General features: G+C 43.9%; 14 protein-coding genes and 2 pseudogenes. 10 read left to right on the top strand and 6 right to left on the bottom strand.

Features of this window, described 5'->3' with window-relative positions; translation table 11 throughout:
* Position 1 precedes the first annotated feature (1 nt).
* The 8 genes and pseudogenes from WBL83_RS07545 to WBL83_RS07510 all read left to right on the top strand — a co-directional run.
* Positions 2-1,753, top strand: coding sequence for an ATP-dependent nuclease (locus WBL83_RS07545; RefSeq protein WP_424588557.1), 1,752 nt, complete (start codon positions 2-4; stop codon positions 1,751-1,753).
* The gene (locus WBL83_RS07540; RefSeq protein ID WP_424588556.1) at positions 1,750-3,525 is read left to right on the top strand and encodes a UvrD-helicase domain-containing protein; all 1,776 of its coding nucleotides are present in this window, start codon (positions 1,750-1,752) and stop codon (positions 3,523-3,525) included. Before WBL83_RS07545 ends, WBL83_RS07540 begins: the two co-directional genes overlap by 4 nt.
* 62 nt (positions 3,526-3,587) lie before the next feature.
* Positions 3,588-5,465: a KAP family P-loop NTPase fold protein gene (locus WBL83_RS07535; RefSeq protein WP_424588555.1), complete on the top strand. Its 1,878-nt coding sequence runs from the start codon at positions 3,588-3,590 to the stop codon at positions 5,463-5,465.
* On the top strand, positions 5,465-6,274 hold the full coding sequence (locus tag WBL83_RS07530) for a hypothetical protein (RefSeq protein ID WP_424588554.1): 810 nt from the start codon (positions 5,465-5,467) through the stop codon (positions 6,272-6,274). Before WBL83_RS07535 ends, WBL83_RS07530 begins: the two co-directional genes overlap by 1 nt.
* Positions 6,271-7,536 carry a Qat anti-phage system QueC-like protein QatC gene (gene qatC / locus WBL83_RS07525; RefSeq protein ID WP_424588553.1) on the top strand — a complete coding sequence of 422 codons (1,266 nt, stop codon included), beginning with the start codon at positions 6,271-6,273 and terminating at the stop codon, positions 7,534-7,536. The genes WBL83_RS07530 and qatC overlap by 4 nt, the downstream gene beginning before the upstream one ends.
* Complete coding sequence (gene qatD / locus WBL83_RS07520; protein ID WP_424588552.1) at positions 7,533-8,291, top strand: Qat anti-phage system TatD family nuclease QatD; 759 nt, start codon at positions 7,533-7,535, stop codon at positions 8,289-8,291. The genes qatC and qatD overlap by 4 nt, the downstream gene beginning before the upstream one ends.
* 318 nt (positions 8,292-8,609) lie before the next feature.
* Positions 8,610-9,137: pseudogene (locus WBL83_RS07515) on the top strand (IS3 family transposase); the annotation flags it as partial.
* An 8-nt stretch (positions 9,138-9,145) separates the two neighbouring features.
* Positions 9,146-9,597: pseudogene (locus WBL83_RS07510) on the top strand (IS630 family transposase); the annotation flags it as partial.
* Positions 9,598-9,770: 173 nt separating this feature from the next.
* Here the strand turns inward: WBL83_RS07510 and WBL83_RS07505 are convergent.
* From WBL83_RS07505 to WBL83_RS07480, 6 genes are all read right to left on the bottom strand, one after another.
* Positions 9,771-10,391 carry an inovirus Gp2 family protein gene (locus tag WBL83_RS07505; RefSeq protein WP_424588551.1) on the bottom strand — a complete coding sequence of 207 codons (621 nt, stop codon included), beginning with the start codon at positions 10,389-10,391 and terminating at the stop codon, positions 9,771-9,773.
* A gap of 453 nt (positions 10,392-10,844) precedes the next feature.
* Positions 10,845-11,609: a hypothetical protein gene (locus tag WBL83_RS07500; protein WP_424588550.1), complete on the bottom strand. Its 765-nt coding sequence runs from the start codon at positions 11,607-11,609 to the stop codon at positions 10,845-10,847.
* Between the two features lie 135 nt (positions 11,610-11,744).
* Positions 11,745-11,966 (bottom strand): helix-turn-helix domain-containing protein, encoded by a 222-nt coding sequence (locus WBL83_RS07495; RefSeq protein ID WP_072004856.1) that lies wholly within the window; start codon positions 11,964-11,966, stop codon positions 11,745-11,747.
* A complete protein-coding gene (locus WBL83_RS07490; protein ID WP_424588549.1) occupies positions 11,963-12,277 on the bottom strand; it encodes a hypothetical protein in 315 nt (104 codons plus the stop codon). Before WBL83_RS07490 ends, WBL83_RS07495 begins: the two co-directional genes overlap by 4 nt.
* A 257-nt stretch (positions 12,278-12,534) precedes the next feature.
* On the bottom strand, positions 12,535-13,842 hold the full coding sequence (locus WBL83_RS07485; protein WP_424588548.1) for a tyrosine-type recombinase/integrase: 1,308 nt from the start codon (positions 13,840-13,842) through the stop codon (positions 12,535-12,537).
* 399 nt (positions 13,843-14,241) lie between these two features.
* The gene (locus WBL83_RS07480) at positions 14,242-14,517 is read right to left on the bottom strand and encodes a SemiSWEET transporter (RefSeq protein ID WP_424588547.1); all 276 of its coding nucleotides are present in this window, start codon (positions 14,515-14,517) and stop codon (positions 14,242-14,244) included.
* Between the two features lie 524 nt (positions 14,518-15,041).
* Between WBL83_RS07480 and WBL83_RS07475 the strand changes: the two genes are divergently transcribed.
* Together WBL83_RS07475 and WBL83_RS07470 are read left to right on the top strand one after the other, a co-directional pair.
* Positions 15,042-16,460 carry an MFS transporter gene (locus WBL83_RS07475; protein ID WP_424588546.1) on the top strand — a complete coding sequence of 473 codons (1,419 nt, stop codon included), beginning with the start codon at positions 15,042-15,044 and terminating at the stop codon, positions 16,458-16,460.
* A 28-nt stretch (positions 16,461-16,488) separates the two neighbouring features.
* Positions 16,489-17,793: a glycoside hydrolase family 28 protein gene (locus WBL83_RS07470; RefSeq protein WP_424588545.1), complete on the top strand. Its 1,305-nt coding sequence runs from the start codon at positions 16,489-16,491 to the stop codon at positions 17,791-17,793.
* Positions 17,794-17,845: the final 52 nt, after the last annotated feature.

Raw genomic sequence — 17,845 nt, 5'->3', positions numbered from 1 at the left:
TATGTATTTAGGTAGACTAAAAATTTCGCGGTTTCGGTCTTGTGATGATGTGACTGTTAGTCTCCGCCCAGATTTGACTGTATTGGTCGGTGAAAACAATGGTGGAAAATCCAATGTTGTAGACGCAATCAGATTACTTACTCTACCATTGAGCGGACGTCGCGAACGATACCCAGAAGATGAGGATGTGCGTCGCTATTCGACCATCCCAAGTTTTCAAATCGAAGGGGCTTTCCAAGGTCTAAGCGATACCCTCAAAGGTCTATTGATATCTGCAGTTCCCGATCCTACCAAGAGTGAGGCTACCTTCGGTTATCGATATGAATCGCGTTCCGAACATGCTCCCCGTGGTAAGACTACCGTGTGGGCTGGACGTTTCGACACCAATGGACCAGAGCTTGGTTCTTCAGAGTTGATCAGACACGTTTATCTCCCTCCTTTAAGGGACGCACACCAGGTGCTTGGTACCAGCAGTGGCACTCGAGTGATGGCATTGCTGCGTAATTTCTTGCCAAAAGAGCAGGAACAGGATTTCCTCGCTGGTGTCAGGCGTGCGGATAATCGGCCTGAGATATTAACTACAATGAATACTGATATCAGTGCAGCTCTCGGACTACTCACTAATGGAGTTCGTCCGCAGATAGCGGCATTGGATTTTGGTAGTGAAACCTTATTCGATGTAGCTCGTGATTTGAGATTTCGTATGGCCGATACAGGTTTGATACCCGAAGATATTCGATCTTCTGGTCTGGGGTACTCAAATCTACTCTACATGGCCACTGTTGTTGTAGAGCTGACTAAAGCCAAAGAGGCAGACCTCACGATTTTCCTTGTTGAAGAACCTGAAGCGCATTTGCACCCGCAATTACAGGTACTTGTGCTTGAGTTCCTCTTAGAACAAGCGCGTCAATCAGCATCACGCATCATAGAGCCAGGAAAGCCTGAAGGTCGCATCCAAATTGTAGTGACAACCCATTCCCCCAACCTGACGGCATGGGTTTCTCCACGCCACCTAGTGGTCATGCGTTCGCGACATCGTGAGCAAGATGGAATAGCCATCTCAGAATCAGTTAGTGTGCCTATTGCCGAAATAGGGCTAAAGCCAAAGACATTAGATAAAATTAGCCGATATCTTGACGTGACTCGTTCCGCTTTGCTGTTTGGTAACAGAGCTATATTGGTGGAAGGGATCGCGGAAGCACTATTGTTGCCCGTACTAGCACAAAAGCTTGTGCTAGCCGATGACTTAGATGGGTGGCTTAGGTTCAAGGGGGCTGTAATTGTGCCGATTGAAGGTGTGGACTTCCGCCCATATGTAGAGGTGCTGCTACGGCCATACGGTGATGCACGTATTGCTGATAGGCTGATAGTGATCACTGATGCGGACCCAACCGTGTTGGGAAATAGGAAAGTTGATCTGGAAAATCTGGCGGCAACGCATGGAGCTCCAGATGCTCTGATCGTGCTAACCAATCAGCACACACTGGAGCACGAAATTTTTGGCGCTGGAAATGAAAGTTTCCTGAAAAGCGTGTTTCTTCGTTTGCATCGTAATTCACGTAGAGACTGGGAAGCGCAAATAGAGGCCATTCCAGAACAAGATCGCCCTAATGCATTTCTTAAATTAATTGAGGCGAAAAAGACTCGTAAAGGCGATTTGGCGCAAGCTATGGCTTCGCGCATTGAGGCGGGTGAACCATTTGTTGTACCTCCTTATCTCATTGATGCAATTCGTGGAGCTTCACGTATATGACTGGCATCAACAATCTAACCCCAGAGCAAGAAACATTTGCTGCCCACATTGGCGGAGCCTTCGTTAATGCTTGTCCTGGAGCCGGAAAAACACGCACTATCATTGCTCGGCTAGCGAGGATCGCCGCTACGTTGCCTCCTCGTCAGGGCATAGCGATACTTTCATTCACAAACTCCGCTGTAGACGAGTTTCGCGAACGATGCCTGGCTGCTGGGCTCGATACGCTTTTGCAATATCCTAGTTTCATGGGAACACTTGATGCTTTCGTCAGGCATTTCGTTGTACTACCAAGCTGTGCGGTATCAAACCAGATACGACCAATCATCCTTGATAGTTGGGATACTCTTGGCATAGAAATTCGTTTATCAGGTCAATTTGCCTTTCGAGGTGAACCGGTAAGCCTAGATTTGTTTGATCCAGAAACCAATATTATTGATCCTGATAGGATCGGACATGTAGGTTTGCAAAATCATGTCCGTCAACATCAGCTTCGATACCAACAAGCAGCAGCACATCGGCGAAGATCTTTGTTACAAGCTGGCTATATGAGTGCAGGAGATGCACGTGCTCAAACATTGCGGTTGATTAGAGATAATGTAATTGGTGGGGCACTTGCTCGCGCATTAGCGGCACGTTTTCAAGAAGTTATGGTTGATGAAGGGCAAGATTGCAATCCACTCGATCTACAAATACTGACATGGCTCAGAGCACATGGGGTAAATGTTACGTTCGTCTGTGATCCTGACCAAGCAATCTACGAATTTCGTAATGGTAATCCTCAAGGAATACAGGTATTTAAGGATACATACCCTATTGCATCACATAAGGAGTTGACGGGTAATTTTCGTAGTAGTCCCGCAATTTGCCAGTTAGCAGCCTCTTTAAGGCGAGAAGGTCAGGTTGATCGGTCGCTTGGTGAAAGTGCGAATGTTGACTATCCAATTTTACTTCTTACCTACGGTGGCCGGGGTCCAACGGCAATGATTGGTCAGATATTCCTTGAACGGATTACGGAACTGGGACTGGAGTCAACCAAGGCGATTATTTTGGCTCACTCAGGCAAAGTTGCGTTACGCGCAGCTGGTGTCACTTCCAGCAATTCAACCGGAAACTCGCGAATTGAGACGCTGGCTCGTCAAGTGTCAAAGTTCTGGTCACCTGCCGCAACCCCAAAAACGAAGGAGAATGTAGTCCAGTCAGTCGAAATATTATTGCTGGATTTAATGGGTGTGCGTCAACCAAATGAGCATCTGATTAAAGCCATAGAGCGTCTTGGTATGGACCGGCGTGCCCATCGGAGATGCGCCCTAAGTTTCCTCATTAACCTTCCAAAAACGTGCAGAGATTCGGATGAAGAGCGGCTTGCCTGGATAGCCTGTGTTCACGCGGAAATGGAGAGGCTGCATCTGCCACTCCCAGCTGGTGTAAGCGTACGTCGTTTCTTCCGACAGCCACCTAATGCGCATTGGTCAAAGCATCTTCAAGTGCCCGCAGCTCTCGGTTTTTCATGTGGCAATGTACATGAAGTGAAAGGTCGTGAGTACGATGCCGTATGCGTCGTAGTCCCGCCAAATCGAGCCCCTGAAAACAGAGTTGAAGCACTCTTCGAGTCATGGCAAGCGCGAGTAGATGCTGAGGCAAAGCGTGTACTCTACGTTGGCTTAACCCGTGCTCGTAATTTTGTTGCTCTTGCGATACCAAACGCCTTTGCAGGGCGCTGTGTAGATTTGCTGGCCACACGCCAAGTGCCCTATACAAGAGTGGATTTGTGAACCAGAAACCAATAGTTTTCATATCCTATTGATATAAATTAATTTTAAATGGATTTTTTACTATGTGGCATGACAACGAGACAACTGTCGATTATTTGAATTTTGGTGTTGTTGCTGATGCATGTGCAAGCCTGCTGAAGCAGGCTAATGGGGAACCTATTTCTATAGGCGTGTCAGGTGGCTGGGGAGCAGGTAAATCTTCTCTGGTGAAAATGATTGCATCACGCTTGGAGGGGCCTTCATCAGAAGAGTCGTGTAGGGAGGAAAACAATCTAGAAAAGCATTCATTTGTCGTGCTCACTTTTAATCCATGGCTTTACCAAGATTTTGAGTCCGCTAGGAGTGCATTGTTACAAATTGTGGGAGACGAGATTGTTCGGCTTACCGATGAAAATAAAACTATCGCCGACAAAGTATCTGAACTGTGGCGAAGGATAAATCTTCTCCGAGTCGCTCAATTAAGTGGTGAAGCTGCATTGACTTTAACTACTGGCATTCCTATCGGTTCTCTTGGAAAAACCGTTAGTAAATTGGCTGGTTGGTTTACGTCGGATGACAAATCGAGCAATGAATCATCAGATACAGATAGTCTCGAGCTAAGTGCCAGCGGTCTTCTAAAACCGAGTGAGCCATTTTCGATGCCAGCCCATATTCAGGCATTCAGGGATACTTTAGAGAGTATTCTCGAAGAGTTGAAAATCACGTTAGTAATATTTGTGGATGATTTAGACAGATGTTTGCCACAAACAGCAATTTCAACACTTGAATCAATTCGTTTGTTGCTATTTATTCGCCGTAGCGCTTTCGTTATTGCTGCAGATAATGATTTCATAAAAGCTGCAGTGAAGGTTCACTTTGATGGCGCTGGAATTACGGGTGATGTTGCAACTAACTATTTCGATAAATTAATACAGGTTCCACTCCATGTTCCTCGCCTTGGTTTGAATGAGGCAAAAGCGTATCTGGTGCTTTTGTTGCTTGAGCGAGAAACCAACGCAGGCCATTTCAGTAAGGAAAGGTTCAATCATGCTCTTAGCGTTATCCCTGAGAAACTGCGTAATAGTTGGAAAGGTGAAACGATCAATCAAGAGTTTTTATATGAATTGGTAGAGCATGTTAATGCACTCAAAAGTTTAATGGATTTAGCCCAAGGTCTTGCGGCTCTTCTTCATAGCTCTTTAGCAGTAAACGCTAATCCCCGGCTAATGAAAAGATTTTTAAATACTGTTTATTTGCGTGATGCTCTTTCTGCGCCACAGGGAATAACTTTAGATATAGCCGCACTGGCAAAATGGCATCTCCTTGAAAGGTGCGACGAAAGCCTTGCTGAGGAACTTGCTAGTCGTGTTCATTCGGATAATGACGGTAGGGTACAAGTTTTGGCGGATGCTGAAGCTGCTGCAGCGGGTCAGAGTAGTTTACCTGAGCCTTTCAAGAATACGCCATTTACTCAGCAATGGCTCCAACTCCTGCCAGCCTTGGGAACCGAGGATCTACGCCCGCTTCTCCACCTCAGCCGCGACTCTGGAACTCGTGACTTCGGTGATGACAATATGACTCCTGATTCTAGAAAATTGAGAGACGCACTGAAGGTTGCAACTAATGGTCATGAGTCCTTAGTTGAACTTATGAGGAAAATAGGACCTTCGCAGACAGAGTTGGCGATGACGAAGGCCTGGCAGAGCAATAGTGCCTCACGTACCTGGAAGAGTAGCAAAGAAATTGTAATGCTGATTGAGTGCTGCAGGGTTTACCCGGAAATTGGGAATAAAGCGGTCAGCTTGTTGGATCAGGCTCCTCTGAAACTTATTGGCCCAGGTTTAATCCCAACTCTTGGTGCTCAGCCATGGGCACAGCAACTTTTAGAACGATGGAAAGATCTTAACGAATTACCAAAAACAACTAGGAATGCAATTGGGAACCTTGGGAGGAGGCGCTAATGGGAACATCAACTTCTAGTGGGGGAGGCCGCGCAGGCTCACCGTTTGATCCTGAATGGTTAAAACCTGAAAGTGACTCTACAACAGGTGGAGGAGATTCGCCTGATTCACCATCGGAGGAGAACGGTGGAAATGTAGTTCCTGATGGTGCAATAGCACCAGAACGACGGTTTGGACCTGCTCGGTCGCTACTTAGGGGATATCTGCAAAATGGCAGCCACGATAATTTACGTGGTGCGACAAAAAGCATGGTCTCCAAAGGAATGGGGGGCGCGCGACGAGCAGCCGCTACTATGCGAGGTGTTGCCAGTGGTGTCGGTAGTCTTGGTGAGTTCCTGACGTCTGTTAGGGATGGAAACGACCAGCGAGTGATTGATTGGCTTACTCACGTTCGTCAAGAGAACCTTTCGGCAACAGATCTTACTCTTGAAATTTTGAAAGAGGTTATTCCTGGGACAGGAAGCGTTGATGACGAATCGCTCCGTAATGCTGGCGCGGAGGCTATGGCGCAACTCTATGAACTTTATCCGGACGTTGACATATTTAATCTCACGGATGCGCAAATAGCTGAAGTCATGGGGTTGACCATTGCGAATGAGATTTGTAATCGAATAGATCTCCAGCTTGGACAGACTTACGAAAAATTAAAATATGATCCTTTATTAATTCAGGAACGGCGTTCTGATATTCGCGAGTGGGTCGGTGCTGAGGTTAGAGTGGTATTGGAAAAACAAACTACAAAAAATACAGAACCGAAAAGCTTGGCTCAGTCTATTCTCTTGTCTGCCTTAGAGGTATTTTCAGAATGATTAAAGTTATATGTGCTAAAGCAGAACTGATTCCAGCGCAGGTTCCTGCTGATGGGCGAGTATTCTCCTATTTTAAAGGCGCTAAGCGTGCAGGTGTTGGTACAATTGCGAATCGATGGCATGGTGCATTAAAACGGGGTGGGTTTCGACCTTCAACAGAGATTTGGGATTTTGTACAATTTTGCCTCGCGGTATGTAGCGCGGATCTATCAAGCCCTAGAAGAACAAGTGCAGATGGCTGGACTCGGAATATTCAACTTACGGTTGGATTGTGCGATCCAGATAAATGGCTACCGCTGAAATCTGATCTTGAAGATATGCTAAAAGTTCTGACTGGCGATTATTGGTTATTAAATTTCAATAATGCAGGCATGGAACCTCCTCAAGGAGACGGCGCTTTTCTCAGCAATGACTGTGTGTCTTTATTATCGGGTGGACTAGATAGTCTAATAGGTGGGATTGATTTGGTAGCTAAAGGCCAAAAACCTCTATTTGTTTCTCAGCTCGCACATAAAGATTCAGAGCGACAGAGGGCATACGCGGCTATGCTGATGGGAAATGGCTCACATTATCAATGGAGTCATGGTATCAGCTTCAAAGGATCGCGCGAACCTTCTACACGTGGTCGTTCATTAGCTTTTTATGCATTTGCACTACTTGCTTCAACAAAAATCAACCTACCGAAGCCAACAATATTTATCCCCGAAAATGGGGTGATCTCCATTAATCCTCCTTTGGTTCCAGGGCGTGTATCTAGTTTGAGTACTCGAACAACGCATCCTATGTTTATCGATATGTTGCAAAGAGTTTTGGATACTTTAGGTATTCATGTGCAGCTTCAATTGCCTTATCGTTTTAAAACTAAAGGCGAAATGATGCGGGAATGTCTTGACCAAGACCTCTTGCAAAAATGGGCTGCTGATTCTACAAGTTGTGGCCGTTTTCGAACTTATAATCGTCAGCACTGTGGACGCTGTGTTCCATGCTTGATCCGTCGGGCTGCCTTCCTTGCATGGAAACCTGAGGGGGATACAACGTCTTACCGCTTTGGGTCTGTTGTTGGCAGTGACAAATCAAGTGCACCCGATGACCCTATGGCTGTTGCACTTGCCATCCTTGATGTAAGGAAGAGAGGGCTTGACAGATTTCTTGGTGGCTCGTTGGCTTTTGCACCGATTAACGAGCGCCCTATGTACCGTAGAGTTTTGCAAGAAGGTATAAAAGAGCTAGAAACTGTACTCACTCAGGATAAATTGCTTTGATTGATTTTCACTGTCACGTTGATTTGTATCCCAAGGCTAGAGAAGTTTATGCTGGTGCGATTGAGCGTAATGTTTTCACTTGGTTAGTTACTACGAGCCCAAAGGCTTTTCAGGCTACAAGTCATGTTTTACAAAAACATGAATCGGTAATGATCAGTCCTGGACTTCATCCTGAAATTGTCGCTGATCGTTTCCAGGAATTGGAAATGCTTCTTGATTTGATTCAAAACGAAGCTGCTGTAGGTGAGGTTGGATTGGATGGTTCAAAACGATATTCCACTAGTTACGCGATGCAACTTCGAGTGTTTTCCGAGGTGGCCAGGAAGTGCCAGGATGTTGGGGGACGAGCAATGAGCATCCACTCAAGACAGGCCGTGCCGGATGTGCTGGCTACCTTAAAAGCATTCCCCTCTCACGGAATTCCTATTTTACATTGGTTCACTGGAAGTGTTACGGAATTGAGGGATGCTTCAGCGCAGGGATGCTGGTTCAGTATTGGTCCGGCTGCTTTCAACTCTGCTGCTGGGAAAGCTCTTGCTACTAAGCTCCCTAAAGACAGGGTTGTGCCTGAGAGCGACGGGCCATTTGCTCAATTTGACAATCGAACTGTGATGCCATGGGATTTCAATATTACAGTTCGATTGCTGGGTAAGGCGTGGTCAATGCCTGAAAATGATGTAAGGCTACAATTGTTAAGCAATACGAAAACGTTGCTTGGACAGATCGGGGGCAATCGAATTGCTCTCAACTTCTAACGAAATGGTATTGAATCACCAAGAGTTTAACAAACATTTTCGATACCGGATGGTGTAAACCGAATGCCGTTTGTAGGCAAAACAAGTGGTGCTACTTACTCACCTCGTAATCTATAAGGGGAACTGGCAACGAGAGCGATATCACCGATGAGTTTTTCTGGAGCATCATTATTGCGCGCGTTTGATCGCCAACACTAAGCATACTGGATTTTTGATTCTACAAAAGGAGAGAGTGATGGAATCTGCTCGCGATAAACGCACCGGAGAGATTGTTGAGGCTGAGGATCTTTGGTTGCTTGACAGCGTGGATACTGAGGACCACTGGCGACGCCGGAAGCGCTGAACCAGAGCTGGTCGATAGATTTTATGCACGATGCACTGGTCTGTGGAAGACGCTTCCGGACCTTCAATGTGGTGGATGATTTTAACCGCGAAGCGCTGGCAATAGAAATCGACCTGAACATCCCGGCACAACGCGTCGTGAGAGTGCTGGACAGGATAGTGGCAAACCGCGGTTATCCGCTAAAGATGCGGATGGATAACGGACCAGAACTGGTCTCACTGGCGCTGACACAATGGGCTGAGGAGCATGGTGTGCTACTAGAATTTATCAAGCCTGGCAAGCCGACGCAGAATGCCTTTATTGAGCGTTTTAACCGGACGTACCGGACAGAAATCCTGGATTTTTACCTGTTCAGAACACTGAATGAAGCACGGGAAATTACAGAGCGCTGGCTGACGGAATATAACAGCGAGCGACCTCATGAATCCCTGAACAATCTGACGCCGGAAGAGTACCGGCTGATGGCTGAAAACGCGGAACTCTCAAAAAGTGTGTGGAACTAAAACCGGGAGACTTACAGGTTCGCGGGCAGCAAAAGCGAGTCGTCACGCCGGGTCAGAATGAAAAATATTATCTTGCCGGAGCCTTACACAGCGGTACAGGAAAGGTCAGTTACGTTGGCGGCAACAGCAAAAGTTCGGTGCTGTTCATCAGACTGCTGAAACATCTTAAAGCCACATATCGACGGACAAGAACCATCACGCTCATCGTAGATAACTACATTATCCATAAAAGCCGTGAAACACAGCGCTGGTTGAAAGCAAATCCCAAGTTCAGGGTCATTTACCAGCCGGTTTACTCGCCGTGGGTGAACCACGTTGAGCGGTTATGGCAGGCGCTTCATGACACGATAACCCGTAATCATCAGTGCCGCTCAATGTGGCAGTTACTGAAAAAGGTCCGCCATTTATGGAAACTGCCAGCCCATTCCCCGGAGGAAAACATGGTCAGGCAAAAGTGTAGCGGTATTAGGCGCACCTATTTAGCACTGAGGGGATCTTGTTGAATAACCCGCACATTTGGTAGGCCAGTGCGCCAACCAAGACGGGCTTTCAACCATTAAAAATTGCTTATATCTAACACAAACAAATCGGGCCTTTCCATCCATAAGAAATGCCATTGTTGTAAAAAATAAATTACCCGCGACTACAGCCGAAATTACGGTCACCATCACCAAATACTTTAGTATCGAGCTTGGCTAAATAATCTAAACGATTCAGTAGGTTGTTGTATTCCATTTTAAAGCTGACATCATTGACATCTAATATATAACGACAATTTTCAGGATAATGAACTAATCCGGGATAATCATCCAGTTCCAACCCCAGTGCACTGTACCATGCCCTTGCAATCATCATTCGTAGATTATTTTCAGTTTCATAATCTCCCAAGTGATAATAGGCATCTTTATTAAAAAAAAGACCAAGATGAAAGTGACATTTACCCTCATCAGAAAACTCCCGCACCCAAACATGACGAACACGGTTTGGATATATTCTTTTACCGGGGACTGCTCTAGCTTTCTCATTGGCCTCCAGTATGGCATTTAACGCATTTCGGAAACGTGATATCGCGCCAGGCTCCAGATTAGGAAAACAGCAAATCGTATCACCTCTATCTAAAATAGGGGGGTAATGGGCATCAACACGTAATGCCATTGTTCTAGGGAATTCACTGACAGCATCATTAACGACTCGCTCAATATGCTTTCTATAGGCGAGCACATGCTCACCATGGGAACCATGATATAACTCCATATGTATACCCTTGTAGTTAGTTCTACGGTTTTCTAAAGCCGTATAGAGTAATATGATAAGACACAGATGAATGTCTGTAGTTAGTTAAGTGTTGATAGTAATGATCGCTATATAATACCTTTCCAACAATTGAACTTGTTATCAAGCCAACATCCATGCAGTAAAAAACTGAAAAAGTAACTCTGCAATTATAATCACCCAAAGATACCATTATCCCAGTGTCTTTTTACCGTGGAAATGCTTATTCCTAAGATCTTTGCCACCTTGGATTGAGAATAATGCTTAGCCTTCTCATTCTGAATTAGAGGGAAATATTTACTTCCTTCAGGTCTTCCCTGCATTTTCTTTGAGTTTGTATTGTTCCTGGGCATCTTTGTCCTCCTCTAGCTATTGAACACCAACTCCATACTGGTGAGATGTATGCAAACTAAGTGGTTATGCTTAACATTGGTATCAGAATGTATGGTTAACTTCACCGTTAAAGGGGTTAATGATGATGGCGTCTCTTCCTTTTATCGCCTTTTGAGGTGCATCGCCTTCGGCAATGACCGGAACCATTACCGCTAGATCATTTGTGTAATAAATTGGTATCCAGCAATAGCATGATTGTTCAGGGTGGATTTTATTTCGTTTCAACACTGCTTCAACTCCAAATGTAATAAGTTCAAAGGTTGGTATAATCACAATGCTGCTAAAATCAAAAAAATAATCATCATAAATTGTTTCTTTTATCAGAATGATATTCGATAACCCTCCTGCAATAAGATGTTTGTGATTCACGCGTCGATCTGTGTAAATAAAAATTGCTTTTTTCACATGAAAACTTTTTATAATGCATGAGAGCTTTTCATGAATTAATTTTTTTTCACTCATCCCCATCTTATCATGAGGTATTTTGTGTGCATAAAAATCCTGATCGATAACTTCGTTCCTGTGTCGAATGTGAGTGTTCCATACAGAGTAAAAAAACTCTTCGTAGGTTAATTTCGGCTCACTCCGTGCTGTTAAGGATTCCTTCTCTTCAAAAATACAGCCTAATGTTGACTCTAAAGTTTGAGCTATATGATATTGCGATGTTATTTTATTTAATACTGGGGCAGTAGCGTTTAACAAAAATGATATCACTTCTGATCTGGAGTATCCTTTTGCACGGCTATAGTCATCAATTGCATCAATAGTAGATTTTTTGTTTGCGCTGAAAGTGATGCGTTTTTTCATATGTATCCTTGAATTTCGTTAATGTAAAATGTGATAAACAGTGATGATTTATTCTATGCTATTAATGGATTGTTTATGTTAATTAAGCCAGCTATTCTTTAGAATAGCTGGTGAGTTATTATCCTGAGGCCTATGTTAGTTACAAAATGCTGAGAAGGTTAATAGGAATCTATCAATGTCTTTGCGTAACCAATAATGTCGGCTGTTAATTTTCTTTGGGCGCGGTAAACCATTAGGCAGTTTGTCTTGGCAAAGCCATTTTCTAATTGTTTGGGCTTTAAGATTTAGTAGATGTGCTAACTCACCTGTGGAAACAAGCTCAGATAGAGGTGTTTTAGATTGCTCATATATGCTCATGCTACCACCTCAATGATTGAGATGCAGGCATATACAAAGAGTAATGAAATTAAAAGGGAAAGAAAGGACCAAAAAGAAAACGAAAAATTCAAGCTTGAATAAGCCTCAGGGTCAGGGTCACTACCTTCGCTTGAACCGGATGAGGTACTTTTAGTTGATTTAGACGCATTACCTTGCGAGTTTTCGGCCTGATTTTTGTGCGAGATGTTACGTGCAAAAAAAACTCCCAAAATTTTATCACGATTGTTTTTTTTGTATACAGAGTTTTTTTCATTAAGGTGCCCAAGAGCAGCTCGAATCCTGATGTTCATCTGTCTTTCCTGAAATATGGACTCAGCACAGGTTTGTCGCTGCTTACTCGAACGAACAACTATGATCTTACGCACGGCTCGTACTATTCGAGCCTGTGAGCTTGTTTGCGCAGAACTCATCAAAGAATTATACATAATGCTATATCTCCTGATTTAAAAGTGGACGATGGAATTTAAACCTTAAAATATACTTATGTCAACAATAGGTGTGGCTCTGTAATCTATTGATATTAAATGAAATCAACACATATCAACGGTTATTTTTTTGCAATATTTGCTTGCTGTAAGATCCACCTCTCAATTTTTTCATGCCATTTCCTTAATAAATCTAATGGGCGGCGGCGATAGTGTTTCTCCGCTAAAGCACTAGGTTTATGTCCCATTATCTGAGCAACAATTCCTGTTGGTACTTCGACCCATTCGGCCAGAGTACCGAAGCTACGACGTAAACCATGAAGGCTGATATGTGGCAGGTTCGCCTGACTTAATGCTCGATTATGTGCCTTTCTTGGCTCGACAATTCTGCCGCTCTTACTGTCACTACAGAAAACCCAGCTGTCAGTACTAGTGTCAACATTCGAAAACTTAGCAAGTTCAGACAAAATAGCCGAGACATATGGTGTCAGTGGAATTGTTCGTTCACCTTCGACCTTATCTTTAATACGCATACTGGACCATTTGAAATCAATATCGGACCAGCTAAGGGATGCGATTTCCTCACGCCTTGCACCTGTAAGCAAAAGAACTTGAAGATAAGTTGAGATCACCGGATTGCTTAGCCGCTTTACTTCAGCGAACCAACCTTCCAACTGTTCCTTTTGAAGACAGTCATCGGCCTTGCTAGCTGAAACCGGAACCATTTTTCTGACATTACGATCTTGTGTGATGTCGGAGGGAATAATGCCTTGATACAGCTTATGGTCATTTACCCATTTCAAGAATGTACGAAGCACACGGTAAGCATTGGCCGTAACGGTTGGGCGGGTTTGCCTTTCCCTTGTTAGCCACTCTGTAATGAGAACTGGAGAGATGTCAGATAGAGGTAAATCAAGGAAAAATGCTAACGGCGCGGCAATAGTTAAACCACCACCCACCTTTCTGACATTTCCACCACGGTCAGAAAGCCTGATATGGTCAGCAAGGTAGCGTGGGGAGTATGGGCGTTTAGTTTTGGCACTGATGCCCGTTTTCAATTCCTTGAGATATTCTTCCCATGCGGCAGAGAACATAACTTTTCCTCTGCGTGATTCAGCTTGCTGTGATTCTACAGCAGCAATTTTCTCGGCCTTAGCAATTCTGGGATCTATCCCTGTATCTATAAGCGTCTGAAGTCGCCGTGCTTCACTACGGGCATCATCAATTTTCCAGTCACTAATCTTGCCTATCGTCATGCGCAGAGTTTTACCAAGAAATACACTCTGGAAGATAAATGCTTTTGTCCCTTTGGTTGCACGGCAAGCCAGCATTGTTACGTCTGAATCCCAAAGAAACTCTTGCGATTTCCCTTCAGTCAGCTCGAATTTACGCAACCGTTCAAAGGTGAGTTTTTGTCTGGCAAGCGCCATTTGTTGCCTCCTGAAAGAATACTTACACCAAATTCTAATGTAACGGCTGGTGTAAGTAAATTATAGCTATAAGCATCAACATCGATCAATTTACATCAACACAATGTTTCAGTTATTATCATGTTTATAAAGAATTTTATTTATTTTTAGGTGATTATTTAAAGGCTTAAAAGCATATAACCTTCGCACTTCTAAGCCGTAGGTCACAGGTTCGAGCCCTGTAGGGCGTACCATTTCACTCAAGCACTTCCTCCCTTGCAACACCTGGTGTAGTCGCGAACTCTTAAGACAGGCAATAAAAAACCCGCACAGCGGCGGGGTGTTTCGTTCATTATTGTCGTGCTGGAAATTCTTACGCTCTGTGTACTCGCCGTCGTCATGCGAGATACCGTTCTGAATTCATTCTCTGTTTTTCATAACAATATCATTTCTTATTTTCATAATAAGAATAGAGCCTGCCAGAATAAAGGTAATGAAATTGGGAATGATGACAGGTAAGGCACTCGACATAATACCGTACATTAACCATAGAGAAATACCAAACACAAAAACGGAATACATTGTTAAAGAGATGTCTTTTGTTGATTTACTTTTAAGAACTAAAACCACCTGTGGAATAAATGAAATAGTGGTGCAAGCACCACCTATAAACCCCACCATGTCTATCATATTCATTTAGAAAATTCTCGTCATCATCCGCAGGGATGCAGGTCACACCCAACCAGGTTATTGCACCAATTAAATATTCTGTCTGACAATTGTTTATATGTCGTCTTAAATAAGGCTCTTATTCTTTCCCGGAAAGCCCTCCTACGCTTAAGAACCCATACTGAAAACCCACTTTAAAATCAAACAGATGAACCATTGCACGAAGCATTACAAGCCGAATAACAATAAGAAAGCCTTTCCCGAAAAACAATAAAATTATCGTTTAATAATAAATTTTGGTGAACCACTTTCCAGTCTTTTGTGCAATTTAAAAAATTGCATTGCACAATCAAACATCACTGATGTGAATAAAATCACAATAACTGGAGTAATAACGCTCAATTTTTATTTATGTGACCCCGCACAACAAACAATCCTGTCATACCAATTATTCTCAACGCCACTTAGATGTATGACAGCGATGAAAACTGGTACACACCCACATACATTTCTTTAATTTTTATTACGTGAGAATAAAGAGGGTTAACTCAATGAGTTCCAAAGTTCTGATCGATGAAAAAATTAAAATAACAACAATAAAGCCGTTTGGTATGCGAGATAAAATTGGTTACATGTGTGGTGATTTGGGCACCTGTTTTATTTTAGGGCTGGTGAATAGCTTCCTCATGATCTATTACACCAACGTGCTGGGGGTCTCAGGGATTATCGTTGGCTCATTGTATTTTGGCACCAAGCTGTTTGATGCATTTGTGGATGTCACCGTTGGCCGCATGTGCGACACGTCAAAACTGACGGCAACAGGTCGATTTAATCCCTGGATCCGGAGAATGAAATATCCGTTCTGTGCCGTTGCAATTCTGCTGTTCTTGCCGTTTGCACAGGAACTCTCCTACACAGGGAAAATCATTTATATCTGTGTTTCGTATTTCTTATACGGCGCGCTGTTATCGACGATTAACATTCCTTATGGCGCAATGTCAGCGGCAATCAGCTCCAGCCCGGATGATCGCGTCTCCCTCTCCACATACAGAAGCGTGGGCTCGGCAATCGGTGGTGGTGCAACAGGGTTCTTCATTCCTATCCTGATGTACAAAACTCTCGTTGATGGCAGCCAGGTCATTTCCGGTCAGCACTTCTTCTGGATAGCCATCGGTTGTGCATGCCTTGCTTTCATCTTCCTGACACTGACCTGTAAATTAACAACCGAGCGCGTTCGTGTTGAAGCGAAAGAGAGCGTGCCTGTTTCCCAGTTGGTTAAAGGCCTGCTGAAAAATAAAGCGCTCATCGTTCTGGTGGTGGTTGATCTGCTTATTGTGATTAACCAGGGATTATCCGGTACCAATATGACTTACCTGTTCAACGATTACTTCCACGATAAACAGGCCATGTCCATCGCACTATTGTTTACCTTTGGTTCTTTGGTTTTACTGGCACCTTCTGCCTCTTTCTTAACAAAGCGTTTTGGCAAGAAAGAAGCCAGCGTTTGTGCACTGCTGTTCTCCGTCGCCATGTATGTGATTATGTATTTTTGCCAAATCACCGATCCTAAGATCTATTTGGTTCTCCTGTTCCTGGCGACGCTTGGCGCGGGCCTGTTCAACCTGATGATCTGGGCATTTATGACTGATGTCTGTGACTATCATCAGTACGTCACGGGTACTCGTGAAGACGGCACCGTTTACGGGGTGAATTTCTTCGCCAGAAAGATTGGACAAGCCTGTGCCGGTGGGATTGGCGGATTCATGTTGGCATTAATTAACTATCAGTCTTCTTCTACAGGCGGGATCGTGCAAAGCCTGGAAGTTCAAGAAAGCATTTATACCATGGCCAATCTGCTCCCGGCATTCTGCTTATTTGCCTCAGCAATGATCCTGATTTATTTCTATCCACTGAATAAAAAAACCACGCTGGATATGGAAAAAACTTTGAATAAGATCAACGGTATTTAATTATTTCATCCATTAAGAGATTTTTAGCATGACGACACAACTTGATATCAGAGACTTTGGTGCAATTGGAAACGGGATCGAAAAAGATACCCATGCTATTCAGCAAGCTATTAATCAGGGAGCGGATGAAGGTGTCTGCGTATTCATCTCAAAAGGAACTTATTTGGTTGGCGCCCTGTTTTTAAAAGAAGGGAGCAAATTAAAATTTGAGCATGGAGCCACTCTGCTGGGCTCAACAGATCTTGCTGATTATCCCGAAATTGAAACCAGAGTGGCTGGTGTGGAAATGTCCTGGCCTGCCGCAATTTTGAATGCAATCTCTGCTAATAATGTAGAAATTTCAGGTGCCGGCCTTATTGATGGGCAAGGCCAACACTGGTGGGATATTTATTGCGGTGCAGATAAAAATAGCGGTATGCGTGTCGACTACGATAAAAAAGGTCTTCGCTGGATTGCCGACTATCTGGTTAAGCGTCCTCGCTCCTGCTTAATTTACGAAGCTGAAAACATCACGATCTCTGATGTGACTTTTGAGCGCGCGGGTTTTTGGAATTTGCAAATCACCTATGCGAATAATGTACTGGTTCGTAACGTAAAAATCGGTGATAACCACGGACCAAGCACCGATGGTATAGACATCGACTCCTCGACCAACGTTCGCGTCACTGGATGTGAAGCCTCGTGTGGCGATGATTGTATCGTTATCAAATCTGGACGTGATGGCGATGGATATCGGGTTGGCAGAATATCCGAAAACATTGAAATCGATAATTGCAAAATCAAGTCTGGCTACGGTATCACGCTGGGAAGTGAAGTCAGTGGCGGCATTCGTGGTGTACATATTCATGACATTGAATTTGAAAACTCTGATTGCGGATTCAGAATGAAATCATCCAAAGAACGGGGTGGTTTTATCGAAGACGTGATTGTAGAAAATCTACAGATGAAGAATGTTCAATTCCCATTCTCATGGATTATGGACTGGCATAATTCATATAACAGAAAACTGTTTGAGAATCTTGAGCAGTTGCCGGAAATGTGGCAGTCCGTTGCTTTGCAAATACCCGAACACTTGCAGATGACGAAGGTAAGAAATATTAGCATATCGAATGTTAAAGCCACCTTAGCCCCTGATTATGCATTGCCTGCAAGGGCCTTTGATTTGGTCGCATTCCCAGAAAAACCGATGGAGAACATTCGTTTTAGCCAATGCCATATTGAGGCAAAAGAATTTGGCCGTATTGTTGCGGTTAATGGCCTGCAATTTAATGATGTCACTATTTCTGTAGCCCAGGAAAACGACTATTCAAATGATACTTTTGATAATCGCTAACCGCACTTAAATTCAGGCTGGATTAAAAGGTGCGCCAGACTATCGAGCTCAA

Source organism: Buttiauxella sp. (assembly GCF_049686335.1).
Lineage (GTDB): Bacteria > Pseudomonadota > Gammaproteobacteria > Enterobacterales > Enterobacteriaceae > Buttiauxella.
This window is presented reverse-complemented; position numbering and strand designations above follow the sequence as displayed.